This window comes from Pseudomonas sp. Irchel s3b6, assembly GCF_900187415.1.
GTDB lineage: Bacteria > Pseudomonadota > Gammaproteobacteria > Pseudomonadales > Pseudomonadaceae > Aquipseudomonas.
The window spans coordinates 79,770-103,182 of the sequence record NZ_FYDM01000006.1; the positions used below are offsets into that span (position 1 = coordinate 79,770).

The 23,413-nt window shown below is 60.2% G+C and carries 21 protein-coding genes; 12 read left to right on the plus strand and 9 right to left on the minus strand.

The features are described 5' to 3' along the window. Window positions 1-134: 134 nt before the first annotated feature. The 4 genes from CKW07_RS12590 to CKW07_RS12605 form a co-directional block, all read right to left on the minus strand. Window positions 135-2,186 carry a bifunctional diguanylate cyclase/phosphodiesterase gene (locus CKW07_RS12590; protein ID WP_095145196.1) on the minus strand — a complete coding sequence of 684 codons (2,052 nt, stop codon included), beginning with the start codon at window positions 2,184-2,186 and terminating at the stop codon, window positions 135-137. Between the two features lie 329 nt (window positions 2,187-2,515). Beyond that, entirely contained in the window at window positions 2,516-3,112 is a 597-nt protein-coding gene (locus CKW07_RS12595; protein WP_095078614.1) for a superoxide dismutase, read from the minus strand. 175 nt (window positions 3,113-3,287) lie between these two features. After that, window positions 3,288-3,890, minus strand: coding sequence for a LysE/ArgO family amino acid transporter (locus CKW07_RS12600; RefSeq protein ID WP_095145197.1), 603 nt, complete (start codon window positions 3,888-3,890; stop codon window positions 3,288-3,290). A 5-nt stretch (window positions 3,891-3,895) separates the two neighbouring features. Continuing rightward, on the minus strand, window positions 3,896-4,297 hold the full coding sequence (locus CKW07_RS12605) for an ACT domain-containing protein (RefSeq protein WP_095145198.1): 402 nt from the start codon (window positions 4,295-4,297) through the stop codon (window positions 3,896-3,898). A 96-nt stretch (window positions 4,298-4,393) separates the two neighbouring features. Between CKW07_RS12605 and CKW07_RS12610 the strand changes: the two genes are divergently transcribed. The 4 genes from CKW07_RS12610 to CKW07_RS12625 all read left to right on the plus strand — a co-directional run bounded on the left by CKW07_RS12610 (window position 4,394) and on the right by CKW07_RS12625 (window position 8,268). Continuing rightward, window positions 4,394-5,293 (plus strand): LysR family transcriptional regulator ArgP, encoded by a 900-nt coding sequence (locus tag CKW07_RS12610; RefSeq protein WP_095145199.1) that lies wholly within the window; start codon window positions 4,394-4,396, stop codon window positions 5,291-5,293. 95 nt (window positions 5,294-5,388) lie between these two features. After that, entirely contained in the window at window positions 5,389-6,393 is a 1,005-nt protein-coding gene (locus tag CKW07_RS12615) for an NAD(P)-dependent oxidoreductase (RefSeq protein WP_095145200.1), read from the plus strand. A gap of 93 nt (window positions 6,394-6,486) precedes the next feature. Next, window positions 6,487-7,323, plus strand: coding sequence for an ATPase (locus tag CKW07_RS12620; protein ID WP_176465310.1), 837 nt, complete (start codon window positions 6,487-6,489; stop codon window positions 7,321-7,323). Between the two features lie 96 nt (window positions 7,324-7,419). Then, on the plus strand, window positions 7,420-8,268 hold the full coding sequence (locus tag CKW07_RS12625; RefSeq protein WP_095145201.1) for a cache domain-containing protein: 849 nt from the start codon (window positions 7,420-7,422) through the stop codon (window positions 8,266-8,268). 66 nt (window positions 8,269-8,334) lie between these two features. On the opposite strand, the gene CKW07_RS12630 is transcribed toward CKW07_RS12625, so the two are convergent. Both CKW07_RS12630 and pobA read right to left on the minus strand, forming a co-directional pair. Then, a complete protein-coding gene (locus CKW07_RS12630; protein WP_095145202.1) occupies window positions 8,335-9,852 on the minus strand; it encodes an MDR family MFS transporter in 1,518 nt (505 codons plus the stop codon). 78 nt (window positions 9,853-9,930) lie between these two features. Then, the gene (pobA, locus tag CKW07_RS12635) at window positions 9,931-11,124 is read right to left on the minus strand and encodes a 4-hydroxybenzoate 3-monooxygenase (protein WP_095145203.1); all 1,194 of its coding nucleotides are present in this window, start codon (window positions 11,122-11,124) and stop codon (window positions 9,931-9,933) included. A 177-nt stretch (window positions 11,125-11,301) separates the two neighbouring features. Here pobA and CKW07_RS12640 point away from each other — a divergent pair, with 177 nt between their 5' ends. Continuing rightward, window positions 11,302-12,189: a helix-turn-helix domain-containing protein gene (locus CKW07_RS12640; protein WP_095145204.1), complete on the plus strand. Its 888-nt coding sequence runs from the start codon at window positions 11,302-11,304 to the stop codon at window positions 12,187-12,189. Between the two features lie 9 nt (window positions 12,190-12,198). On the opposite strand, the gene CKW07_RS25465 is transcribed toward CKW07_RS12640, so the two are convergent. Both CKW07_RS25465 and CKW07_RS12650 read right to left on the minus strand, forming a co-directional pair. Continuing rightward, the gene (locus CKW07_RS25465; protein ID WP_176465311.1) at window positions 12,199-12,375 is read right to left on the minus strand and encodes a hypothetical protein; all 177 of its coding nucleotides are present in this window, start codon (window positions 12,373-12,375) and stop codon (window positions 12,199-12,201) included. Between the two features lie 138 nt (window positions 12,376-12,513). After that, on the minus strand, window positions 12,514-13,419 hold the full coding sequence (locus tag CKW07_RS12650) for a LysR family transcriptional regulator (RefSeq protein ID WP_095145206.1): 906 nt from the start codon (window positions 13,417-13,419) through the stop codon (window positions 12,514-12,516). 115 nt (window positions 13,420-13,534) lie between these two features. Between CKW07_RS12650 and CKW07_RS12655 the strand changes: the two genes are divergently transcribed. The 4 genes from CKW07_RS12655 (at window position 13,535) to CKW07_RS12670 (ending at window position 17,781) form a co-directional block, all read left to right on the plus strand. After that, a complete protein-coding gene (locus CKW07_RS12655; protein WP_095145207.1) occupies window positions 13,535-14,419 on the plus strand; it encodes an MBL fold metallo-hydrolase in 885 nt (294 codons plus the stop codon). A gap of 95 nt (window positions 14,420-14,514) precedes the next feature. Beyond that, window positions 14,515-15,129: an NAD(P)-dependent oxidoreductase gene (locus tag CKW07_RS12660; RefSeq protein WP_095145208.1), complete on the plus strand. Its 615-nt coding sequence runs from the start codon at window positions 14,515-14,517 to the stop codon at window positions 15,127-15,129. A 372-nt stretch (window positions 15,130-15,501) separates the two neighbouring features. Then, window positions 15,502-16,725 (plus strand): alpha-xenorhabdolysin family binary toxin subunit A, encoded by a 1,224-nt coding sequence (locus CKW07_RS12665; RefSeq protein WP_141234449.1) that lies wholly within the window; start codon window positions 15,502-15,504, stop codon window positions 16,723-16,725. Window positions 16,726-16,758: 33 nt separating this feature from the next. After that, entirely contained in the window at window positions 16,759-17,781 is a 1,023-nt protein-coding gene (locus CKW07_RS12670; protein ID WP_095145210.1) for an alpha-xenorhabdolysin family binary toxin subunit B, read from the plus strand. Window positions 17,782-17,860: 79 nt separating this feature from the next. On the opposite strand, the gene CKW07_RS12675 is transcribed toward CKW07_RS12670, so the two are convergent. Continuing rightward, complete coding sequence (locus tag CKW07_RS12675) at window positions 17,861-18,742, minus strand: LysR substrate-binding domain-containing protein (RefSeq protein ID WP_095145211.1); 882 nt, start codon at window positions 18,740-18,742, stop codon at window positions 17,861-17,863. 159 nt (window positions 18,743-18,901) lie between these two features. On the opposite strand from CKW07_RS12675, the gene CKW07_RS12680 reads away from it, so the two are divergent. The 3 genes from CKW07_RS12680 (at window position 18,902) to CKW07_RS12690 (ending at window position 23,308) form a co-directional block, all read left to right on the plus strand. Then, window positions 18,902-20,539 (plus strand): 5-guanidino-2-oxopentanoate decarboxylase, encoded by a 1,638-nt coding sequence (locus tag CKW07_RS12680; RefSeq protein WP_095145212.1) that lies wholly within the window; start codon window positions 18,902-18,904, stop codon window positions 20,537-20,539. Next, window positions 20,536-21,987, plus strand: coding sequence for an aldehyde dehydrogenase family protein (locus tag CKW07_RS12685; protein ID WP_095145213.1), 1,452 nt, complete (start codon window positions 20,536-20,538; stop codon window positions 21,985-21,987). The genes CKW07_RS12680 and CKW07_RS12685 overlap by 4 nt, the downstream gene beginning before the upstream one ends. Before the next feature lie 217 nt (window positions 21,988-22,204). Continuing rightward, window positions 22,205-23,308, plus strand: coding sequence for an ABC transporter substrate-binding protein (locus CKW07_RS12690; RefSeq protein WP_095145214.1), 1,104 nt, complete (start codon window positions 22,205-22,207; stop codon window positions 23,306-23,308). The last annotated feature ends 105 nt before the right edge of the window (window positions 23,309-23,413 follow it).

Here is a 23,413-nt window from a genome sequence, read left to right on the forward strand (position 1 = left end):
TCGGGAGATGATGGACAGGCGCGGGGTGCGCAAAACCGCAACATAATGCAAATCTTTCGCATTATGTGTAAAGGGCTGTGCTTGTAAATATTTCTTATTAACGGACTCAATGCGTGGGGCCAGGCCCCGACGCATTACAGGATGGCGGCGTTACTGCGTTGCGCCTGCTTGAGGTAGGCGCTCAGTTCGCGTGCCGGCAGCGGTTTGCTGTAGTGGTAACCCTGACCTTCGTGGCAGCCCTCGGAGATGATGTACGCCTCTTGTTCGGCGGTCTCCACGCCTTCGGCGATGACCTGCATGCCCAGGCTTTTGCCCAGCTGGATGATGGCGCGGACGATGGTTGCGTCGTCATCGTCGTCCAGCAGGTCCTGGACGAAGCTCTTGTCGATCTTGATCTTGTCCAGCGGCAGGCTTTTGAGATAACTGAGCGAGGAGTAACCGGTGCCGAAGTCGTCGATGGCGATCAAGGCTCCGGAACGGCGCAGGCTGAGCAGGTGCTGTGCCGCGGTGCTGATGTCTTCCATCAGGCCGGTCTCGGTGACCTCCAGCTCCAGGCTGCGGGGCGGCAGGCGATAGATTTGCAGCAGGTTATTGACCACCCGGGGCAGTTCGGCGTGGTGCAACTGCACGGTAGACAGGTTGACCGCCATGCGCAGGTCGCTGAACCCCTGGTCGTGCCATTCGCGCAGCTGGCGGCAGGCCTGGTCCAGCACCCATTCGCCGATGGCGATGATGGTGCCGTTCTGTTCGGCCAGCGGAATGAACAAGTCCGGTGGAACCAGGCCATGTTCGGGATGTTGCCAGCGAATCAGCGCCTCGACGCCGACGACGCGGTGATCGCGGTAGCTTATCTGCGGCTGGTAGACCAGGTAGAACTGCTCGCGGCCGAGGGCGTCACGCAGGTCTTTTTCCAGTTCGCGGCGCCGGCGCATTTCACTGTCCACGCTGGCGATGTAGAACTGATATCGGTTGCGCGAACGGGTCTTGGCCAGGGTCATGGTCTGTTCGGCTTTTTGCAGCAGCTTTTCGGTGCTGTCGCCATCCTCGGGGAACAGGGTGATGCCGATGGTTGCACGCAGGCGGATCTCCTGATGATCGAGGGCGAAGGCCACTTCCAGGTCGTCAAGAATGCTTTGTGCCAGTTCGGCTGCTTCGTAAGGCTGCTCGATGTCAGCCTGAACCAGTGCGAACTGATCCCCCCCGAGGCGAGCCAGGGCGCCGAGGCGGCCACTGTGGGCGCGCAGGCGATCGGCCAGGGCCAGCAGCAATTGGTCGCCGGTCTGGTAGCTGAATTGCTCGTTGATACCTTTGAAGTCGTCCAGGCCGACGCAGATCACCGCGACCCGACGCTGCAGGCGACCGGCATCCACCAGAATCTTGTCCAGCTGCTGCTGCAATTGCTGACGGTTCGGCAAGCCGGTGAGGAAGTCGTACTGGGCCATGCGCAGCAGGCTGTTTTCGGCCTCGTGGCGCAGGTGGGTATTGCGCTCGATGGACTCCAGCAACTGGTTGGCGGTGTTGATCCAGAGCCCCAGTTCGTTCTTCTCGTGGCCCTTGAGCAGCGGAATCTTGTGTTCGCTGGGACGGTCGGGGTTGATATTGGTCAGGTGCTCGATGATCCGCGACAACGGCTTGGTCAACAGCCAGTGATAGACCAGGTACAGCACCAGCCCCATGGCCATTGCCCTGAGCACACCGGAAATGAAGATGATGACGGAGCTGACAATAAACCCCTGGCCATAGGTGGCGGTGTCAAGGGTGATGCTCAGGTCACCGTAATACTCACTGTAGGGACCACGGCCCACCAGTGGGGTGGTGAAGGTGCGCTCCTTGCCCAGAATCAGGTCAGTCAGCCAGCGACTGTCGGACTGCTGCGGTTCACGGCTCTTTTGCGCGAGCATGGTTTCGTTGGGGTGGCCGATGGAGGCCATGCGCACCGCGTCATCCTGGAACAGGCCTTCGATGACCTGCATACCCATTTCACGGTCGAGGCTATACACCGCCTGGGTCGAGGGGTCGCGAAACATGTCGAGGATGCGGTCGGCATCGTTGGCCACCGCCTGACGGGTTTTATAAGCATCGAAGACAATCTGTGCGCAGCTTAAAACGACACCGACGATCAATGCCGACAAGAGCACGACCCGGAGCAACTTCACCGACAAGCTGTTTTTGAGTTCCAGCTTCAAAGGGTAATTCCTTGTTCCATGCGGGTAACGTCAAGTTGTCAGGAGTATTGGCAATCCTGTGATGGCAGTCAAAGGGACAATCTTAACGCGGTTGTCTGCTGGCTTGACCGCATCGCCCTGTCAGCTGGCAATTGGAGACCATTGATAATGTGTCGGTAAGCACCTCCTGCAACTTGAGGGGCAGGGGAGAATATTTCCATCTGGTTGATGGTAGACGCCTGTGGCGCTGCGGCAAGGCGTTCTTTGTTTTCAGCCTGTTTGCGGGGACGTTCACCAGGGCCGGGAATAAAAAAACCCGGCGATGCCGGGTTTTTTCACTGCAAGCCGACTCAAGCGGTGAAGGTTTTGCCTTCGAACTGCTCAGCCACGAACTTCCAGTTGACCAGGTTCCAGAACGCTTCGACATACTTTGGACGAACGTTGCGGTAGTCGATGTAGTAAGCGTGTTCCCAGACGTCGCAGGTCAGCAGCGGGGTGTCGCCGCTGGTCAGCGGGTTGCCGGCGCCGATGGTGCTGGCCAGGGCCAGGGAACCGTCAGCCTTTTTCACCAGCCAGCCCCAACCGGAACCGAAGGTGCCGACGGAAGTCTTGGTGAATTCTTCTTTGAACTTGTCGAACGAACCGAATGCCGCGTTGATGGCTTCAGCCAATGCGCCGGTAGGTTGGCCGCCAGCGTTTGGCGCCAGGCAGTTCCAGTAGAAAGTGTGGTTCCAGACCTGAGCGGCGTTGTTGAAGATGCCACCCGAAGAGGTTTTGACGATTTCTTCCAGGGTCTTGCCTTCGAACTCGGTGCCTGGCACCAGGTTGTTCAGGTTCACGACATAGGTGTTGTGGTGCTTGTCGTGGTGGTATTCCAGGGTTTCCTGGGAAATGTGCGGCTGCAGTGCGTCGTATGCGTAAGGCAGTGGCGGCAATTCGAAAGCCATGGTGATTCTCCTAATCAGGTCAGTTGCGGTGGGCGCAAGGCCGATCACGGGCGGCCAGACAAGCGCCGGGGAGTTTGTACTCTTTGCGGCGCAGGTCTCGGATCATAGCACCGGGGGGGCGGCATAACCACGCAACAACTGTGTGGGATAGAGGTTCCAGAGCTGTCGGGAGCAATCAACCGGCCATGATCAGTTGAAAGGCCACCGCGTACATCATCACCGCCACCAACAGGTCGAGTACCCGCCAGGTACTCGGGCGTGCCAACCAGGGTGCCAGCCATGCCGCGCCGAGGGCCAGGGTGAAGAACCACAGCAGCGATGCACTCGCCGCTCCCACGACATAGGCACCGGGTTCGGTCTGTTGTGCGCCGAGGGAGCCGATCAGCAGCACCGTATCCAGGTACACATGGGGGTTGAGCAGCGTGACCGCCAGGGCGCTGAGCATCACCGCGCGTAATGAGCGAACGGTCTGGTTCTCGCCTTGTTGCAGGCTTTGTCTGGAAAAAGCCCGACGCAGTGCCTGGCTGCCGTACCACAGCAGGAACGCCGCGCCACCCCAGCGGGCAAAGGCCAGCAAGGTCGGGTTCTGGGCCAGCACCGTGGCCAGGCCGAATACCCCGGCGGCGACCAGCAGGGCATCGCAGGTGACGCAGAGTGCGGCCACCGGCAGGTGATGTTCGCGACGCAGACTCTGCGCCAGGACGAACGCGTTTTGCGTGCCGATCGCCATGATCAGCCCCGCAGCGACCAACAGGCCGTTCACATAGCTTTGCCACATAGGAATTACTCCGCGTCTGCCGCCAGTTGCCGTAGCACTGACATGGCACGTTCAGCGTCGGCCAGGCCGACAAACAAATGGTCGTGGTAGTAGCCGGCAATCACGTTGCAGCTGATGCCGGCCTTGCCCAGCGCAGTGGCGAAGGCGGCGGTAAGGCCGACGGCGGAAAGGGCCGAGTGCACCTTGAGGGTGATCCATGCCGCCCGGTAGTCGAAGCTGAAGCCGGCCTTCTCGGCTTCGGATCGCGCAAGGATCAGGGTCAGGCCTTCCTGTTCCCGGAAACTGCCGATGATCTCGCAGCCTTGTGGCAACTGGCCGTCGCGAATCGTGCAGAACACATACTCACCGTCGTTGAGGTGGGGGCTCATGCTGCGCAGCAGGGTGTCGAGTGAGGTTTCGCCAGCCATGACGCTGATCCTTGTCCAAGAGTTCTTGCTGGCTATTCTCCTGTTCCAGGCTGTATAAGAAAAACCAATATTGCTGATCGCTCATTAGGAAAACTGATGTTCGACTATAAATTGCTGTCCGCCCTTGTTGCCGTGGTCGAGCAGGCCGGATTCGAACGCGCGGCACAGGTGCTGGGGTTGTCCCAATCGGCGATTTCCCAGCGCATCAAATTGCTTGAAGCCCGCGTCGGCCAGCCGGTGTTGGTACGGGCCACGCCACCGGCACCCACGGAGATCGGCCGGCGCTTGCTCAACCATGTGCAGCAAGTGCGCTTGCTGGAGCGCGACCTGCAAAGCCTGGTGCCGGCGCTTGACGAAGAAGGCTTGCCCGAGCGTTTGCGCATCGCCCTCAATGCCGACAGCCTGGCCACCTGGTGGGCTGGGGCCGTGGGGGAATTTTGCGCCGAGCAGCATCTGTTGCTCGACCTGGTGGTGGAGGACCAGACGGTCGGCCTCAAACGCATGCGCGCCGGAGAAGTGGCCGCGTGCGTGTGCGCCAGTGAGCGGCCGGTGGCCGGGGCCCGCAGTGTATTGCTGGGGGCGATGCGCTATCGCGCCCTGGCCAGCCCGGCGTTCATCGCCCGGCATTTCCCGGATGGGGTCAAGGCCGACCAGTTGGCCCGCACCCCGGCGCTGGTGTTCGGCCCGGACGATTTCCTGCAGCACCGCTACTTGGCGTCATTGGGCGTCGACGGTGGTTTCGAGCACCATTTGTGTCCGTCTTCCGAAGGCTTTATCCGCCTGACCGAAGCCGGCCTGGGATGGGGGCTGGTGCCGGAACTGCAGGTTCGGGAACAGCTTGAGCGGGGTGTCCTGGTGGAGTTGTTGGCAGATAAACCCATCGATGTGCCGCTGTACTGGCATCATTGGCGCAATGGTGGCCAGCTGCTCGGCTTACTCACTGAACATCTGGTGCGCCTGTCCCGACAGTGGTTGGTGCCGTTGGAGTCGCGGTGAGCGTCAAGCTGCAAGCGGCAGGTGAAGCGCTGGGCACCGTTTTTAACTTGCAGCTTGTGGCTTGAAGCTTGTAACTGCATCTGTAGGAGCAATAAATGAAAATTCTGGTCACCGGCGCAAGCGGTTTCATTGGCGGGCGCTTTGCGCGGTTCGCCCTGGAGCAAGGCCTGGACGTGCGGGTCAACGGGCGCCGGGCCGAAAGCGTCGAACATCTGGTTCGACGCGGAGCACAGTTCGTTCAGGGCGATCTCACCGACGCGCAACGGGTGCGCGACTTGTGCGTGGATGTCGATGCCGTGGTGCATTGCGCCGGAGCTGTGGGGTTATGGGGACGCTATCAGGACTTCCACCAGGGCAACGTGCTGGTCACTGAAAACGTGGTCGAGGCCTGCCTAAAGCAGAACGTCCGGCGCCTGGTGCACTTGTCGTCACCGTCCATCTATTTCGATGGCCGCGATCACCTGGGGTTGACGGAGGAACAGGTGCCCAAGCGCTTCAAACACCCGCATGCCGCCACCAAGTACCTGGCCGAGCAAAAGGTCTTCGGGGCCCAGGAGTTTGGCCTGGAAGTACTGGCTCTGCGCCCGCGATTCGTCACGGGGGCCGGTGACATGAGCATCTTCCCGCGCCTGCTTAAGATGCAGCGCAAGGGCCGCCTGGCGATTATCGGCAATGGTTTGAACAAGGTCGACTTCACCAGCGTGCAGAACCTCAACGAGGCCATGCTCAGTTGCCTGCTGGCGACCGGGTCGGCGCTGGGCAAGGTGTACAACATCAGCAACGGGACGCCCGTGCCGCTGTGGGATGTGATCAATTACGTGATGCGTCAGATGGATGTTCCCCAAGTGACGCGTTATCGTTCCTACGGCCTGGCCTACAGTGTCGCGGCGCTGAACGAAGGGTTTTGCAAGCTCTGGCCTGGGCGTCCCGAACCGACGCTGTCCCGTCTGGGCATGCAAGGGATGCACAAAAACTTCACCCTGGACATCAGCCGCGCCCGGCATTACCTGGACTACGACCCCAAGGTCAGCCTGTGGTCGGCGCTGGATGAATTCTGCGGTTGGTGGAAGGCTCAGGACATCGGTACACGACAGGGGTGAACCGAGTCCAGGGTTCGAGGTCGATCAATGCGGCGGGTTCAGGGTTTATACTCGTCGCATTTAGCCATCACTGTGGTTCAAAAAGGTTGACTCATGTCCATGCGTAACGATGCCAACGACGACTTCGATGATGTACCGAGCCTGCGCGCGGACAGCTTCGATCACGACGACTTCCCGAGCACGGCCGCTGCCCGCGAGCGCACCAGCGTGCATTCGCGCCCGGCGCCGCAGGTCAAGGGGCCGAGTACCGGGCCGTTGTGGGCATTGGTCGGTGCATTGTTCTTTGCATTCATTGGCCTTGCCTGGTGGAGCTTCCAGCAGATTTCGCTGATGGAGCAACAACTGGTGGCCACCCAGGAAAGCTTCGCCCGGATCAGTGAAGAAGCGGCCGGGCGTTTGCAGGACATTTCCGGCAAGGTCGTAGCCAGCCAGTCCCATGTCACCAACGACAGCGAAGCGCTCAAGCTGCAAATCAGGCAACTGGAAAGCAAGTTGCTGGAGCAGGGCCAACAACAGCAAGGCGTGGTGGGGCAGGCGACGGACCTGGACAAGCGCCTGGCGCAGATCGTCGCCCAGAGCGCCGAGCAGCGTGGCGTCAATACTCAGCTGCAAAGCGAGCTCAAGGTCCTGAGTGCTGACGTGGCGACACTCAAGAACACGCCGGCCGACACCAGCAAAGTCGAGGCTGAGCTCAAGAGCCTCAGCGCCGACATTGCGGCCTTGAAGAAACAAGGCAATCCAAGCGCGGCCATCGAGCGCCTGGAGCAAGACTTGATCGTGCTCAAAAGCCAGCAGGACAACCGCCCGACGCCTCAAGGTGGCGCCAATGTCGCCGAGTTCGATGCCTTCCGTGGCCAGGTCACGCGCAATATCACGACCTTGCAGAGCCAGATCAGGAACCTGCAGCAGCAAATCAGCGCGCGACCGTGACACCTGGCCACCGCATGCCTGGGTTGTCCTGAACAGTCGTACATAGCCTCAAGCCGTCTACGCTCTTGAAACATATACAAGAACGAGGGACGCACAATGAGGTTTGCGCAAAAGATCGCCTTGCTGGGCTGGCTGCTGGTGGTGTGCCTGGGGCAGGCCCAGGCGGCCGGGAAGGAGGAGGCGCAAGATAAGGCCGCGCTGGCCCTGCTGGATAAAGCCCTGGCCTATTACCACGACAATGGCGACAAGGCGTTTGCCGCGTTCAGTCGCCAGGGCGAGTTTGTGGTCAAGGACATGTATGTCTTTGTGGTCGATACCAAGGGCATCATGCTCGCCAGTGGCGGGCCATCGTCGGCACTGATCGGGCGGGACGTGTCCGAGGTGCTGGGGCCGGACTTGCAGAAAGCCTTCAAGAACGCCTTGCTGGTGCCTGAGGGGAACGGCATTCAGCAGGCCGATTACCGTTGGCAGAACTGGTCTGACGGCAGGGTTGAGCGCAAGCATGTGTTCTACCAGCGCATCGGCCAGAGGATCCTGGCGGTCGGCTACTACTTGCCGCGGGCTTCGGCCGAGCAAGCCAAAGCGTTGCTCGACAAGGCCGCCGCGGACCTGGGCAAGGACGAAAAGGCCACGCTCAAGGCGATCAATTCGCTGCAGGGCGGCTTTCTACAAGATGACCTCTATGTGTTCGTCGTCGATCTCGACGGCCAGCGTTATCTCGCCCATGGCACCAACCTGCGGTTGATCAATACCGATTTCGGCCGGATCCAGGGCCCGGACGGTAAACCCGTCGGTGAGCCGATCCTGGCGCTGATGGCCGGCCAGGATCAGGGCGAATACGATTACCGCTGGAAAAACCCGGTCACCGGCAAGGTGGAAGACAAGCATGCCTACCTGAAAAAGGTCGGTAACCGGCTGGTGGCGGTGGGGTACTACAGCCCTTGAAGCGAGGCAAATCCCTTAAGGATGATTGTTTGTCTTGCTCTCGCCACCCAGGGGAGTGCCGAACACCTACAGGGCCCTGTCTTCCCGACCGCGCAGCAACAGGTTCGGCATGGCGATCGCCGCCGCCAGCCCCAGTAACGAAACCGCCGCACTGACCATCAGCAAATGCCTGAAGGTCAGCAGCAGTTCGCCACGCAAGGCGTCCTGTGCATCGCCCGGGGCCGCGTTCAAACCGTCGAGCAGCACATTCCCGGAGTGGCCTTCTCCGATCAGTGAGGCGCCGGTCAGGTGGGCGAAGCTTGAGTCCTGCAACAGCGCCAGCAGCAACGCCGACATCAAGGCGACCCCCACCGCGCCGCCGAGCGAGCGAAACAGGTTGGTGGTGCTGGTGGCAACGCCGATGTCCCGTTGCGCGACCGAGTTTTGCGTGCCCACCAGGGAGGTCGGGAACTGCATGCCGGCGGCGATACCGCTGAGCAGCATGAACAGGCTGCTGAGGACCACCGCGTGCGGCGAGCTGAAGGCCATGCCGAGGATCGCGAGCGGAGTGAGCGCCGCGCCGGTCAGGATCATCGGTTTGTAGCGACCGGTCACCGACGTCCGGCGCCCGGCATAGTAGGCCCCCATCGGCAAGCCCATCGCCAGGGGCAACAGGTGCAGCGCAGCGCTGTCGGCACCGGCACCGGTGACGCTCTGGAAGCGCAGCGGCATCAGCACGATCAGCGAAATCGCCTGAAAACTGGTGAAGAAAATCGTGCACCAGCACAGGACTGCGTTGCGGTTGGCAAACAGGTGCATGGGCAGCAGCGGCTCGGGAGCCCGACGCTCATGCCCGACGAACAACGCCAGGCCCAGCACCGCGCACAGCAGCAGTGCGAGGACTTCACCGCTGCGCCAGGAATGACCCTGGCCCACCTCGGTGATGCCCAGCAACAAGGCGGTCAGGCCAAGGATCATCAACAGCGTGCCCAGATAGTCGATCACCGGCTTGCGGTGCGGCACTGGCAACCCCACCAGCGTGCGATTGGCCACCAGCCAGGCCCCGACGCCCAGCGGCAGGTTGATCAGAAATACCCAGCGCCACGACAGGTACTCGGTCATGTAGCCGCCGAGTACTGGCCCGGCCACGCTGGCCACCGCGTACATGCTGCTGAAGTAACCCTGATAACGTCCGCGCTCACGGGGAGGCACGATGTCACCGATGATCGCCTGGCTGACCGAAATCATCCCGCCGGCCCCGATGCCCTGGATGATTCGCGCCAGTACCAACTGCTCCATGCTCTGGGCGATGCCGCAGAACAGCGAGGCCAGGGTGAACAGCCCCATGCCGAACAGCATGAGCTTGCGCCGGCCATACAGGTCGCCAAGCTTGCCGTAGATCGGTACCGCGACGGTCATCGCCACCATGTAGCCGGAGATCACCCAGGCGAGCAGGCTGACGTCCTTGAATTGCGCGGAAATGGCCGGCATCGACACGGCGACGATGGTCTGGTCCAGCGCCCCGAGAAAGATTGCCAGCATCAAGGCAATCAACACGCTGCGAATGGCCGGTCTGGAGGTGTCGGGCTGGTTCAGATGGGTCACGGGTAAACCTGCGGGCAGTGATTGACCCGCAGGGAGCATGGCGAGCGGGGATGCTCGGCAGTTTAAGTCGGTAGGGGGCTATTCGATAGCCTCGTAAGGAAGACCGACGTAATTTTCGGCGATAGTCTTGCGCCCGGCCTCGGAGTCGACGAAGTATTCCAGTTCCGATTCGCTGATGCGCTGGCTGAAGGCGTCACTGTCTTCGAAGGTATGGAGCATCGAGGTCATCCACCAGGAGAATCGCTCGGCTTTCCACACTCGGCGCAGGCAGACTTCGGAGTACTTTTCCAGCAAGTCGGTACGGCCGTCACGCAATACCTTGAGCAGGATGTTGAACAGGGTGCTGACATCGCTGGCCGCCAGGTTCAGGCCCTTGGCGCCGGTTGGTGGGACGATGTGCGCGGCATCGCCGACCAGGAACATGCGCCCGTACTGCATCGGTTCGACCACAAAGCTGCGCAGCGGCGCGATGCTTTTTTCGATGGACGGCCCGGTGACCAGGCGTTCGGCAAGCGCCGAGGGCAGGCGTGCTTTCAACTCATCCCAGAAGCGCTGGTCGGACCAGTCCTGCACTTTTTCCTCGGTCGGCACTTGCACGTAGTAGCGAGTGCGGGTGGGCGAACGCATGCTGCACAAGGCAAAGCCGCGAGCATGTCGGGCATAGACCAGCTCTTCGTGGACGGGAGGGGTGTCGGCGAGGATGCCCAGCCAGCCGAACGGATACACTCGCTCGAAGACCTTCAAATTGTCGGCGGGAATCGATTGGCGAGCGACGCCATGGAAACCGTCGCACCCGGCGATGTAGTCGCAATCCACGCGCCAGGCTTCGCCATCCTTTTCAAATGTCAGGAAGGGCTCGTCGGATTTCATGTCGTGGGGCACGACGTTGCGGGCTTCGTACAGGGTCGTGGCCCCGGCGTTCTGACGAGCAATCATCAAGTCGCGGGTGACTTCGGTCTGGCCGTAGATCATCACGGTCTTGCCACCGGTCAGGGCATGCAGGTCGATGTGCACCTGGCGCTCGCCCAAGGCCAGTTGAAAGCTGCCATGCACCAGCCCTTCGGCGTCCATGCGCTGACTGACCCCGGCCTGGCGCAGCAGGTCGACCATGCCTTGTTCCAGGACTCCGGCGCGGATTCGTTGTTGTACGTAATCAGGTGTCTGGCGTTCGACAATCACCGTGGCGATGCCGGCGTTGTGCAGCAACTGGCCGAGCAGCAGGCCAGAGGGGCCGGCGCCGATAATGGCGACTTGGGTCTTGAGGATTTTCATTGTTGTTATGGCTCGCAAGCTTCACGCGGACAACGCCGGTGAATAGTTATCAAGAATCGAGTGCTTGCATTTTTCGCTTGTGAGTCTGTCAATTGAAGGTGAAAACTGAGCCGATACCTGTACATTTCGCCAATCGGGGCGATTATCGCCCGTTATGCTGAGGCCTGGACTGAAGTTATGAACAAGCCTGCGATTCCTGTGTTCAAGCTCTATGGTGAAAGTCTGGACTGGCCGACCCCGGACTTGCTGCATTGTGAAACCATCTCCAAGCGTAGCCGCGAACACCACTGGGAAATCAAACCCCATCGGCACGCCGATTTATGTCAGTTACTGTTTGTATTCAAAGGCCAGGCAGAGCTGGAGATCGAAGGCCAGCGCACCCAGCTCAACGAGGCCGCGATCCAGATCCTGCCACCACTGTCCGTGCATGGTTTTCGCTTCCATGAAGACGTTGAAGGTTTTGTGGTGACACTGGCGGCACCGCTGGTGGCTCACCTTCAAGCGCAGCTCGGCAACTCGGTGAATGCATTGGCGCAGGCCGCCAGCTACCCTGCCGGCACCGAAGCCGATTACCTGAACAGTCTGTTCAGTGCCTTGCAGAATGAGTACACCGGGCATCAGCCCGCGCGTGAAATGCTCATGCATTCGCTGGTCAGCGTCATCATGGTGTGGGTCAGCCGGCAGGTGATCCAGCGCCGAGCGGCCAACCAGCGGCCCCAGCGCGCGCGGGAGTACCTCAACGGGTACATTCAACTGGTGGAAGAAAACTATCGGCAGCACGTCAAGGTCGAGGATCTGGCGCACCGGCTGGGGATCTCCGTGTCCCATCTCAATGGCACGTGCCGCGAACTGGCGGGGCAGCCGGCGCTGCAGATCATGCACGAGCGCCAGTTGCTGGAGGCCAAGCGTTTGTTGACCTACACCAGCATGACCATTTATGAGATGTCCGATTGGCTGGGCTTTTCCGATCCGACCAATTTCACGCGGCTGTTCCGGCGGCGTGTCGGGATCTCGCCCAAGGCGTTTCGTGATGGCTTGAAGTCCGATCAGGGCAGCGACGATTGAGACGGTCCGTTACCTGAGGGAGTTCAGGGTTGCGTTGTGTGGAATGCACTGGTCAATTCCACAGCTGGCGGCGACTCTGGGTTGCTGGCGGGCTTGTTCGACCCGGTAGGCAGCGGTGCCATACAACGCCAGGGTGGCGGTGCAGGTAATGAAAATGGAGAGGTATCTTCTTGTTCTGATGTTCATGGCGCTGACCTCTGAACGAATACCCGTGGGTATTACTGTCAGCATAGGTCAGGCGCAGGGACTTGCCATGCACGCGGCCCTCGCGTGTAGCCGGGTATTCAGGGTCGTGATGTCGAAAACGATCACTGCCCAAAGCACCTACAGGTTCGCGTCCCATTGCGGAGTTTCCGGGAACCGCGCCACCAGGAAATCCAGCATGCTGCGCAACGCCGCCGGCATGTGTTTGCGTGATGCATAGACCGCATACATGTTCATTTGCCGGGGCTCGGCATGGGGCAGCAGGCGTACCAGTTCGCCGCTGTGAATATGCACGTAGGCCTGATAGCTGGGCAGCATCGCCACCCCGGCACCGGCCATGGCCGCACGCAGCAAGGTGCTGGCTTCGTTGGCGCTGATGTTGCCCTGCACCGGTACCGACACCTGCTCGCCATCCTGTTCGAAATGCCAGAGGCTTTTGCCGAAGTAGGAGTGGGTCAGGCAATTGTGCAGGCGCAGGTCCTCCACCCGCAGGGGTGTCGGGTGTTCGCGCAGGTAGGCGGGGGAGGCACAGATCACCGAGCGGCAGACGGTCAGGCGCCGGGCGATCAGGTTCGGGTCCAGGTCGTTGCTGGTGCGGATCGCCAGGTCGATGCGCTCGTCCACCAGGTTCACCGTGCGGTCGAGCATCTGCAGGTCAATGCTGACGCCGGGAAAGCGCTTGACGTAGGCGGCCACGGCGTCGGCCAGTTGCGCCTGGCCGAAGGAGGTGCTGACGCTGATGCGCAGCAAGCCCCGTGGTGTATCGTCCGGCTCGCTCACCGCGGCCTGCATGTCACTCGACAAGTCGAGCATCTGCCGACAACGCGGCAGGATTTCGCTGCCGGCCGCGGTCAGGCTCAGTTTGCGTGTGGTGCGGTGCATCAACCGCGCACCGACCCAGTCTTCCAGTTCCGCCAGGTAGCGCGAGACCACCGGACGCGACAGGTCCAGATGATCCGCCGCGGCCGACTGGCTGCCCAGGTCGACCACCGTGACGAACACCCGCATTGCTTGAAGTCGATCCATGATTTGCCCGCTTTCAGAAACAAACTATGTCCAAGCATCGCATTTTTTGTACTGAGTCAGGCAACTAAGCTCTGTCCCATCGCCAGATACGGCCTACGGAACACGGAGCAACACCATGATCGGCTTCACTTCGCTCAAGCGTCTTTTACTCGCCACCGCCACCCTGGGCTTCGCGGCTCATGCGGCCGCCGCCACGCCCGCGCTGACCCTGGATGTCTACAACCCCGGCACCGCCGCGATTTTCCCGGTGACCTCGGTACTGGTCAGCGGTGAGCGCGAAGCGATTCTGGTGGACGCACAGTTTGGTAAATCCCAGGCCGAGCAGGTGGTGGAAAAAATCCGCGCCAGCGGCAAGCAACTGACCACCATTTACATCAGCCACGGCGACCCGGATTACTACTTTGGCCTGGACACTATTACCGCGGCGTTTCCCAAGGCCAAGGTGCTGGCGTCGCAGCCAACGGTCGACCACATCAAGGCGACCGTTGCCGGCAAGGTTGCGTTCTGGGGGCCGAAAATGGGCACGGATGTACCGGCCAGAACCATCGTCCCGGGTGTGCTCAAGGGCAATAGCCTGACCCTGGAAGGCAAGCAACTGGAGATCATTGGCCTGGACGGCCAGCAACCGGACCGCAGTTTTGTCTGGATCCCTTCGATCAAGGCCGTGGTCGGCGGCGTGGTGGTGGCAGAAAACATCCATGTCTGGATGGCCGATACTCAAACCCCACAGTCCCATGCGGATTGGTTGACGACCTTGAATACCATCGAGCGCTTGAAACCCGAGACTATCGTTCCCGGCCACTACCTGGGTGACAGCGCCCGGTCGCTGGCAGCCGTGCATTTCACCGCCGACTACATCAAGGCATTCGATGAAGAAACAGCCAACGCCAAGGACTCCGCCGAGCTGATCGGCGCCATGAAAAAACGTTACCCGACCCTGGGCGAAGAAAGCTCCCTGGAGCTGAGCGCAAAAGTCGCCAAGGGCGAGATGAAGTGGTAACTCGTGTTCACCGAGTAACTGAATGATCGTTCCCACGCTCGCGTGGGAATGCCGCCAGTGACGCGCTGCGTCACACCTGAACTGGAGCACTGTTCATGAGCAAGATCGCAATCATTGGTGCCACCGGCCGTGCCGGCAGCCAACTGCTGGAAGAGGCCCTGCGTCGTGGTCACAGCGTCACCGCCATTGCCCGCGACACCTCGAAACTCAGCCCGCGTCCGGGTGTGGTGAGCAAGAACGTGGACGTTCTCGATGCAGCCGCCTTGCAAGCGGCAGTGGCCGGCCATGACCTGGTGATCAGTGCCGCACATTTTGCGACCATCCCCGCCGGCGCCATCACCGCTCCGGTGAAGCAAGCCGGGGTCAAGCGCCTGCTGGTGGTCGGTGGCGCCGGCTCGCTACTGTTGCCCACCGGCAGCAGGGTCATCGATAGCCCGGACTTTCCGGCTGAGTACAAGGCCGAGGCCAGTGCCGGCGCGGTGTTCCTCGACACCTTGCGCCAGGAGCAGGAGCTGGACTGGACCTTCCTCTCGCCGTCCGCGCTGTTCGTTGAAGGCGAGCGCACCGGGACTTTTCGTATCGGCCAGGATGACTTGCTGGTGAGTGCTGAAGGCAAGAGCTGGATCACTTTCGCCGACTATGCGATTGCGATGCTGGATGAAGTGGAGAGACATGAATATTCCCGGCAGAGATTTACGGTAGGTTACTGAGCAGATGTATGAAAATGGCCACTTCAGTGGTCATTTTTTTTTGCGTGTGCTTTATCGGATTGAGTGTGTTGAGTGCAGTTTGGTGATCTTGTGAATATTTGTTGAAGGAGGGTTTTTGAAATGGATAGTTACGGGTTGGTAGTGAATAAATGTAGGTTGCTTGGCGTGGGAGTTGTTTTTGTTTTTTGATGATTTTTTTGCCGACAATGTTAAGGGCGAAGTCCTACATTGTCTGGTCCGAACGGGAGGTTGTGAGTGAGGGGGCAGCGCGATACTGTTACTTGGTATTTAAGGCGTATTCATCGACTCATGATATGAATGAGTAAGTGCTTAAGTGCGGGTTATATGTCCTGGTTATACATCGGAGAATATATGAGGCAAGATTTAGAATTGGCCGCTGAGCAGTTGCAGGCGATAGCGGTGAGCGTTGTTCCAACGCTGAAGGGCGTTGATAATGTGATGGCGGCCTCCTGGTTTGTGCCGGAGCAGTACTTTGGTCAACGGACGAAAAATATTGATGAAGAAACGTTTATCGTCAAGAAAAGCCATGTGCTGTCGATTAAACGCTATGTTGGCGTGGGGCTTGCCTTGCCGCTAGATATCAGAGAGGTTGAATCTTATCTCGGCTACAGTGAGTCGAATTATAAAGAAGTTTCCCCGGAGAGCATACAGCAGTTTCATCAGCGTATTCATCAGCATGCCTTGTCGTGGGCAACGCTGGAGCGTGAAACCAAGAATATTGGAAATCAACTCGATCTGTTTGCCAGTACCTTTTTCAAGTCAGGCTCGGCCATCATCGAGCTTCTGAAGGGCAGCGAAGCCTACAAGCGTGTGCAGGGAGGTGTTGACTCGTTGGACGATGATGAAAAAGCACGCCTGGCAGCTATTCCGCTGAGCAGCACCGATTCAAAACGTGTTGAGAGTCTCAGTAAGGCTTTGGCACGGGCGAAAATTGATATCGCGGTTTTTTACCTGGCTGTTGCCGGCGTCAATGCATTGGCGATTGAATTTTCACGCAAGATATCGAATGAGTTGTTGATTGAGGTTGCCTCCAAGTTAAAAGCTGCTGATGAGGCAGGTCTCGACAAGCATGAAGGGGTTGATGAGCTTCGTGAGCAAATAAGAGCACTTGATGAGGCGATCGCCGAAAAGCAAACAGAGTATGACTATCAGGTGGGCTACGCTTTTACCGGGCTGGTGTTCGGGCCCCTTGGGTTGTTGGTGACCGGTGGTATATTCGGCGCCAAGGCGGAAGAAACCAGGGCGCAGAAAAATGAGTTGTTAAATCGTAAGGAGCGGTTGGTTGAAAAGTTGTCGAAAGCCCGTCTGTCACAGAGCCTGATAATCCTGGCGACCAACTTTACCGAAATGCGCGCATTGATGAAAGACGCTGAGAAAGGTATCAAGTGTCTTGAGGATGTGTTGGGTATTGTCTGGAGTAGTCTGGGTGTGTCTTTGGAGGCGTTTGAAGACAACGCGAGCGAATTGGATTTGATTTTGTTGGTCCTTAATCTTCAGGCCATTTTTGAGCCGTGGAAAACCATTCAAGGGCATGCTCGCGCGCTGTCAGATGTTTTTAATCAGGTTGCGGATTAATTGGAATATCTTAATTCAAGGATGAGTGTGGTCATGAGTGATTATGAGTTTGCGATGGCTGGTCATTACGTAGTACCCGACCCTGCTGTAATGAGGCGCGCCAAGGACCGGCTGAATATGAGTGTGGTAGGTCCGGAATTTGATTTTTTACCCTCATTGCAAGATAAGCTTTCGTATGTCGGTAACGAGATAAATAACGCGGACCAACAGCTGTTTGACGATCTCAAGAAGGTTGCTGCGTCATTGACCAACACTGGACTCGTCGCGACGTTAACTAGCATTCAGGAGGTCGAAAGTAACACGGGTTTGTCCTCCGAACTGAAAAACGAACAAATAGTCAGACTCCTGAAGCATGGTATTGAACGGGTTGCCGGTTCGCAGGTTGCGTTGGACTCTGCCAATCGCTATCTGGCGCAGGTGACCCAAGAGTTTGACACGATCAGTTTCGCTGAATCGGCCGGTAATTTGCGTCAGACCTTCGGTACTGAGGTGGCGGCTATCGAGCGACGCATGGAGAGCGACAAGGGTGACCTTGAGAAGCTTGCGGCGGAGAAGCGTTTTATCGACGATGCCATTCAGCAATTCAAGGCCCCGGGTTGGTTGGCTATCGTCAAAAGCCTGCTGCCGAGCGCAGAGGAGATTGAGGCCGCGATAAAGCTGGTAACCACCAAAAAACCGGATCAGGACTTCCTGAAAATGGTGCTGAGCAAGCTCCAGGGAAATCTCGAGGGCATAGATCAAGGGCGGCAGTTCACCAATCTGGCAGAAGCCAGGGATGCGGTGCGCGAGCGTATGAGTACCCTTAACGACAGCGCCAAGTCAGATGAGCTGCAAGTACGTGATTTGCGGCGCAAGCTCAATGCATTGGATGAACTGGACGCGTTGGACCCGGTTATCCGTAGCTGGACGGAAGAAGTCTCGAAGGTTGCTGCAGCCTACACGCATTTTCTCCAGGTCAATCACCCTGAGTCGATTGCGGATGTGCCGGCATTGAACGCGACCGCGGCACGTTATGAGGCATTTCTGATCTATTTGAAAGCCATCAAAAAAAGCTGAACCGTGATGTCAGTAGAAGGCCATGCATTGCGCATGGTCTTCTCGGTTGAACAGGCACCACTGCGATACGATCAAGTGATTATCGCGCTTGTGCCTGTAACACCAGCCACTCCATCAACTCACGCAGCTGCGGCGACGGTCCCGGCTTTTGCGGGAACACCAGGTAGTACGCCAGCCCGGTACTGACCTTCAGATCAAAGGGCATGACCAGCCTTCCGGCACTCAGGTCATCGCCGATCAACGACCAGTCACCAATCGCCACGCCCGTACCCTGGGACGCCACAGACATGGCCAAATCCAGGGTTTCGAAATGCTGGCCCTTGCCCAGGGTACTGAGGTTGACGTCCGCCGCTTTCAGCCAGGTTTTCCAGTCCCGTTGATCACGCGTGGGGTGCAGCAGCAGGTGCTTGCCCAGGTCGTTCGGGCTGTGCAGCGGCACCGGGCCGTCGAGCAGCGGCCGGGAGCAGACTGGCGTGAGTTGTTCGTCAAACAGACGCAAGGACGCCAGTGAGCTGTCCGGTGGCGCGCCGTACATGACGGCCGCGTCGAACTGTTCGCGATGAAAGTCCACGCCGTGCTGCACGGTGGTCGTCAGTTCCACCGGCACGTCCGGGCGCTCTTTCTGCCATTGCAGCAAACGTGGCAACAGCCAGCGCATGACACAGGTCGGCGCCTTGAGTTGCAAGGTTTCACGGTGCTTGCCGGCTTGCTCCACCGCCTCATCGATCAGGCCGAACACCTGCTGGATCCGTGGCAGCCACTCCAGCCCTTCGGCGGTCAGGCTCAACCCGCGCGCCTGACGGTGAAACAGGGCGTAACCCAGATGTTCTTCCAGGCCGGCGATCTGCCGGCTCACCGCGCCTTGGGTGATGTGCAACTGCTCGGCTGCCCGGGTGAAGTTGCAGCATTGGGCCGTGATCAGAAACGTGTGCAGGGCGGGAAGGGGAGGAAGTCGTTTCATGGGACGCCAAGGCATGAGGTGAGGACATGGCGAGTATGACTTTTTATCGATTGTTGCGGCTACCCGCGGACCGTTCCAATAACGCCATGACTGAGCCTCGCCGCGCACACTGGGTTGGCGCGTGGGGCCAGTGTCTCGACAAATAAAAAGGGCAAAGACATGGCGACGTGTGGCGAAGTATTGGTCAAGTTACTCGAAGGCTACGGGGTCGAGCAGGTGTTCGGCATTCCCGGCGTGCATACCGTTGAGTTGTATCGCGGGCTGGCCCGTTCGAGCATCAACCACGTCACCCCCCGTCACGAGCAGGGCGCCGGCTTCATGGCCGACGGCTATGCCCGCACCAGCGGCAAACCGGGGGTGTGTTTCATCATCACCGGCCCTGGCATGACCAATATCACCACCGCCATGGGCCAGGCCTATGCCGATTCGATCCCGATGCTGGTGATCTCCAGTGTGCAATCGCGCAGCCAATTGGGCGGCGGTCGCGGCAAGCTGCATGAGCTGCCGAACCAGGGTGCGCTGGTGGCCGGTGTGGCGGCGTTCTCCCATACGCTGATGTCGGCGGCTGAATTGCCAGGCGTGCTGGCTCGCGCCTTTGCCTTGTTCCAGGCGGGCCGCCCGCGTCCGGTGCACATCGAAATTCCACTGGACGTGCTGGTGGAAGACGCCGATGCACTGTTCGACAGCCAGCCGGTAAACATCACTCGCGCCGGTGCAGCCCCAGCGGCCGTGGCGCAAATGAGCGAATGGCTGGCCAACGCCAAGCGTCCGCTGATCCTAGCCGGTGGCGGTGCGATCGATGCCGCTGCCGAACTGATGCAACTGGCCGAACGGCTCGACGCCCCGGTGGCACTGACCATCAACGCCAAAGGCATGCTGCCCTCGCTGCACCCGCTGCTGATCGGCTCGACCCAGACCCTGGTGGCCACCCGTGCCTTGGTGGCGGACGCGGACGTCGTGCTGGCCATCGGCACCGAACTGGCGGAAACCGACTACGACGTGACCTTTGCCGGTGGCTTCGAGATTCCGGGGGCTTTGTTGCGGGTCGACATCGATCCCGACCAGACCGTGCGCAACTACCCGCCCCAGATAGCGCTGGTGTCCGACGCCCGGAACGCGGCACAGGCGTTGCTCGATGGCGTGGCCAGGCATGTGCTGGCTGAACGCAGCAGCGACTGGGGCCAGGCTCGGGCCGCGACCTTGCGTGCCCAGCTCGACACGACCTGGGATGCGCCAACCCGTGCCCAGACGCTGTTCCTGAAAACCGTGCAGGACACGCTGCCTGAGGCGGTGTTTGTCGGTGATTCGACCCAGCCGGTGTACACCGGCAACCTGACCTTCAACCCGGAACGTCCGCGTCGCTGGTTCAACTCGTCCACCGGTTACGGCACCTTGGGCTACGCCTTGCCAGCCGCCATCGGCGCCTGGCTCGGCGGTGGAACCGAATGCAATTCTCGTCCGCCCGTGGTGTGCCTGATCGGTGATGGCGGCCTGCAATTCACCTTGCCGGAGCTGGCCAGCGCGGTGGAAGCCCGTACCCCGGTGATCGTCCTGCTGTGGAACAACCAGGGCTATGAAGAGATCAAGAAATATATGGTCAACCGCGACATTGAGCCGGTAGGCGTCGACATCTACACCCCGGATTTCATCACCGTGGCCAAAGGCCTGGGCTGCGCGGCGCTGGCTATCAACGGCGTCGAAGAACTGCAGTCAGCCCTGCGGGCGGCGGTTGATCGTCAGGGCCCGACCCTGATCGAAATCGACCAGAGCCAGTGGATGAAGGCGGTGTCGGCATGAGCTTTCCTGTCACGTTGGACGGCCTCTATATCGATGGCCGATGGTCGGCGGGCGACGAACACCTGCGGGTCATCAACCCGGCCACCGAAGCCTTGCTGACCACGGTCAACGGCGGCGATGAACGCGCAGTCCGGCACGCGGTGACCGCGGCCAGCGCGGCGTTTGCCGGTTGGTCGAAAACCACCGGTAGCGAGCGTGGCGCGATCCTGCGTGCCATCGCCAGCGGTGTGCAGACTCGCCGTGAGCGTCTGATGTACTTGCAGTCGATCAACAACGGCAAGCCACAGTTCGAAGCGGGGATCGACGTCGATGACGTGATCGCCACCTTCGACTATTACGCCGGCCTCGCCGAAGCACTGGATGCCGGGCTGGACCGCACGGTCGAGCTGCCGAGCGACGACTTCGCCGCCCGCGTGCGCCGCGAGCCGTGCGGTGTGGTGGGGTTGATCGTGCCGTGGAATTTCCCGATGGTCACTACCGCCTGGAAACTCGCCCCGGCCCTGGCGGCAGGTTGCTGCGTGGTGCTCAAACCGTCGGAAGTCACCCCGCTGGCGGAGTTGGAACTGGCGACGATCATCGCCGAGAGTGGCTTACCCAAGGGCGTGTTCAACCTGGTCTGCGGGACGGGCCTGGCGGTCGGTGCGCCGCTGTCGGGCGACCCACGGGTGGCGAAGATTTCCTTTACCGGCAGTAACGTGGTCGGCGTACAGGTCATGCAGCGCGCGGCGGAAACGGTGAAGGGCGTGAGCCTGGAACTGGGCGGTAAATCCTCGTTGCTGGTGATGGCGGATGCCGACCTCGACCTGGCGGTAGAGCTGGCCAGCGGCGGTGGTTTTTTCAACGCCGGGCAGATGTGTTCCGCCACCAGCCGGGTACTGGTGGCCGATGAACTGGCGGATGAATTCCTGCAGCGGCTGAAGGCCAAGACCGAATCGATTCGGGTGGCCGATCCATTCGACCCGGACGTGGAAATGGGCGCCCTGGTCAATCAGGCGCAGTACCAGCGGGTGCTGGGCCACATTGATCGCGGCCTGAGCGCTGGCGCCCGCCTGGTCTGTGGTGGTGGTGGTCGTCCTGCCGATCTGCCGCGCGGTTATTTTTTGCAGCCCACGGTCTTCACCGACGTGCCCCTGGACAGTGCGCTGTGGTGTGAAGAGATTTTTGGCCCGGTGCTGTGTGTGCGCCGTTTTGCCTCTGAGCAGGAGGCCATCGGGCTGGCCAACGACAGTCAGTTCGGCCTGGTCGCCAGCGTGGTCAGCCGTGATGTCGAGAATGCCGAGCGGGTCGCCAACGCCTTGCAGGCCGGGCTGGTATGGATCAACGCGCCCCAGGTGATCTTCCCGCAGACCGCTTGGGGCGGCTACAAGCAGAGCAGCATCGGCCGCGAATTGGGGCCTTGGGGCTTGCAAGCGTTTCAGGAAATCAAGCACGTGATTCGCGCCGTCTGAGAGCACGAAAACGGGCCACGCATGCCTCGTAACGAGGCATGCGCGCGGGACATGGCACCAATGATTTTTTTTCGATTGTTGCGCGTTTTGCGTGACCTCAGGATGAGCCCGAAGACCCCGCCCAAGCCCTTGTAATTCGGGGGCTTGCCGCAAGTCGAACCGCGCGGTCGCAAGGGATGCAGCCACCTTATACCTACAACAATAAAGGGAGTCCTCCATGGGCGAGCATGATCTGAACAGAAGACAATTCATCAAGACCGTAGGTGTCGCCTCGGTTGCCGCGGCGGCCATGAGCATGCCGTTCATCCGCGCCAGCGCCAGCGATACCCGTTTCCAGGGCAAGACCCTGCGCCTGCTGACCTGGTCCGATGACACCGGGCTTGCCGCGCTGCGCAACATTGCCGCGACCTTTGAAGCCAAGACCGGTGCCAAGGTCATCGCCGACCGCACTGGCAGCACCTCGGAGATGGTCGCCAAGCTCAAGGCAGGGGGGGATCGTCCGCAATACGACATCATCACCCTGGCCGGTGTCGGTGCCGAAGGCCTGGCCGCTGCCGGCCTGCTGGAGAAGCCCGACCTCAACCGCATTCCCAACCTGCTCGACGTACCGGAGAAATACCGCACCGGGGCCAACGGCCACGGCATTGGTTACCTGCTCTGGTGCAACAGCCTGGTCTACAGCACCCGTACCTTGAAAGAAGCCCCGGACAGCTACGCGGCGCTGTGGGACGCCGACATGGCGCCGAACATCTTCCTGCCACCGCCGAACTGGACCGAGGCGATGGACCTGATCATCATCGCGGCGAAACTGGCGGGCGGTGACGAACACAACATCGAACCTGGCTTCAAGAAGCTCGCCGAGCTCAAGGACCGTGTCGTGACCCTGGGTGAAAACCCCAACCAGATCGCCGAACTGTTCCGCACCGGGTCCCTGGACATGGGTGGCCTGTACGCTCCGGCGTTCTTCCCGAAGCAGATCCGTGACCCGGCCTACGGCCTGGGCGCCACGTTTGGTATGAAGGAAGGGTTCTACACCGACCTGATGTTGTCGGTGATGCCCAAGAACCGTCCCGGTGACACTGACCTGGCCTACGCCTTCATCGACCACTCCCTCGACCCGCTGGTGCAGGGCAAGATGGCCGAAGACATCTTCAACGGTCCGGTCAACGCCAAGGCGATCATCTCCGCCGAAGCGCGCAAGAGCCCGTACATCCTGACGCCGGAGCAGATCGCCGAGAAGGCGATCATGCACGACAACGCCTTCCTGGCGAGTGTGCATGACCAATGGATTCGTCGTTACACGGAAATCTTCTCTTCCTGACGCCTGTCGTCTGGAGATCCATTGTGGTGAGGGAACTTGCTGCCGCTCGACTGCGTAGCAGTCGTGAAGCGGGCGGTGCGGTGTGTCAGAGGAACACCGGTCAAC

Bases quoted from the DNA above. Each gene is read 5' to 3' on its own strand.
- CKW07_RS12680 (WP_095145212.1), top strand. From the start codon at position 18,902: ATGGCGACGTGTGGCGAAGTATTGGTCAAGTTACTCGAAGGCTACGGG.
- CKW07_RS12620 (WP_176465310.1), top strand. From the start codon at position 6,487: ATGTCCATGCGTAACGATGCCAACGACGACTTCGATGATGTACCGAGC.
- CKW07_RS12610 (WP_095145199.1), top strand. From the start codon at position 4,394: ATGTTCGACTATAAATTGCTGTCCGCCCTTGTTGCCGTGGTCGAGCAG.
- CKW07_RS25465 (WP_176465311.1), bottom strand. From the start codon at position 12,375: ATGAACATCAGAACAAGAAGATACCTCTCCATTTTCATTACCTGCACC.
- pobA (WP_095145203.1), bottom strand. From the start codon at position 11,124: ATGAAAATCCTCAAGACCCAAGTCGCCATTATCGGCGCCGGCCCCTCT.
- CKW07_RS12640 (WP_095145204.1), top strand. From the start codon at position 11,302: ATGAACAAGCCTGCGATTCCTGTGTTCAAGCTCTATGGTGAAAGTCTG.
- CKW07_RS12670 (WP_095145210.1), top strand. From the start codon at position 16,759: ATGAGTGATTATGAGTTTGCGATGGCTGGTCATTACGTAGTACCCGAC.
- CKW07_RS12600 (WP_095145197.1), bottom strand. From the start codon at position 3,890: ATGTGGCAAAGCTATGTGAACGGCCTGTTGGTCGCTGCGGGGCTGATC.
- CKW07_RS12675 (WP_095145211.1), bottom strand. From the start codon at position 18,742: ATGAAACGACTTCCTCCCCTTCCCGCCCTGCACACGTTTCTGATCACG.
- CKW07_RS12595 (WP_095078614.1), bottom strand. From the start codon at position 3,112: ATGGCTTTCGAATTGCCGCCACTGCCTTACGCATACGACGCACTGCAG.
- CKW07_RS12605 (WP_095145198.1), bottom strand. From the start codon at position 4,297: ATGGCTGGCGAAACCTCACTCGACACCCTGCTGCGCAGCATGAGCCCC.
- CKW07_RS12660 (WP_095145208.1), top strand. From the start codon at position 14,515: ATGAGCAAGATCGCAATCATTGGTGCCACCGGCCGTGCCGGCAGCCAA.
- CKW07_RS12625 (WP_095145201.1), top strand. From the start codon at position 7,420: ATGAGGTTTGCGCAAAAGATCGCCTTGCTGGGCTGGCTGCTGGTGGTG.
- CKW07_RS12690 (WP_095145214.1), top strand. From the start codon at position 22,205: ATGGGCGAGCATGATCTGAACAGAAGACAATTCATCAAGACCGTAGGT.
- CKW07_RS12655 (WP_095145207.1), top strand. From the start codon at position 13,535: ATGATCGGCTTCACTTCGCTCAAGCGTCTTTTACTCGCCACCGCCACC.
- CKW07_RS12685 (WP_095145213.1), top strand. From the start codon at position 20,536: ATGAGCTTTCCTGTCACGTTGGACGGCCTCTATATCGATGGCCGATGG.
- CKW07_RS12665 (WP_141234449.1), top strand. From the start codon at position 15,502: ATGAGGCAAGATTTAGAATTGGCCGCTGAGCAGTTGCAGGCGATAGCG.
- CKW07_RS12650 (WP_095145206.1), bottom strand. From the start codon at position 13,419: ATGGATCGACTTCAAGCAATGCGGGTGTTCGTCACGGTGGTCGACCTG.
- CKW07_RS12615 (WP_095145200.1), top strand. From the start codon at position 5,389: ATGAAAATTCTGGTCACCGGCGCAAGCGGTTTCATTGGCGGGCGCTTT.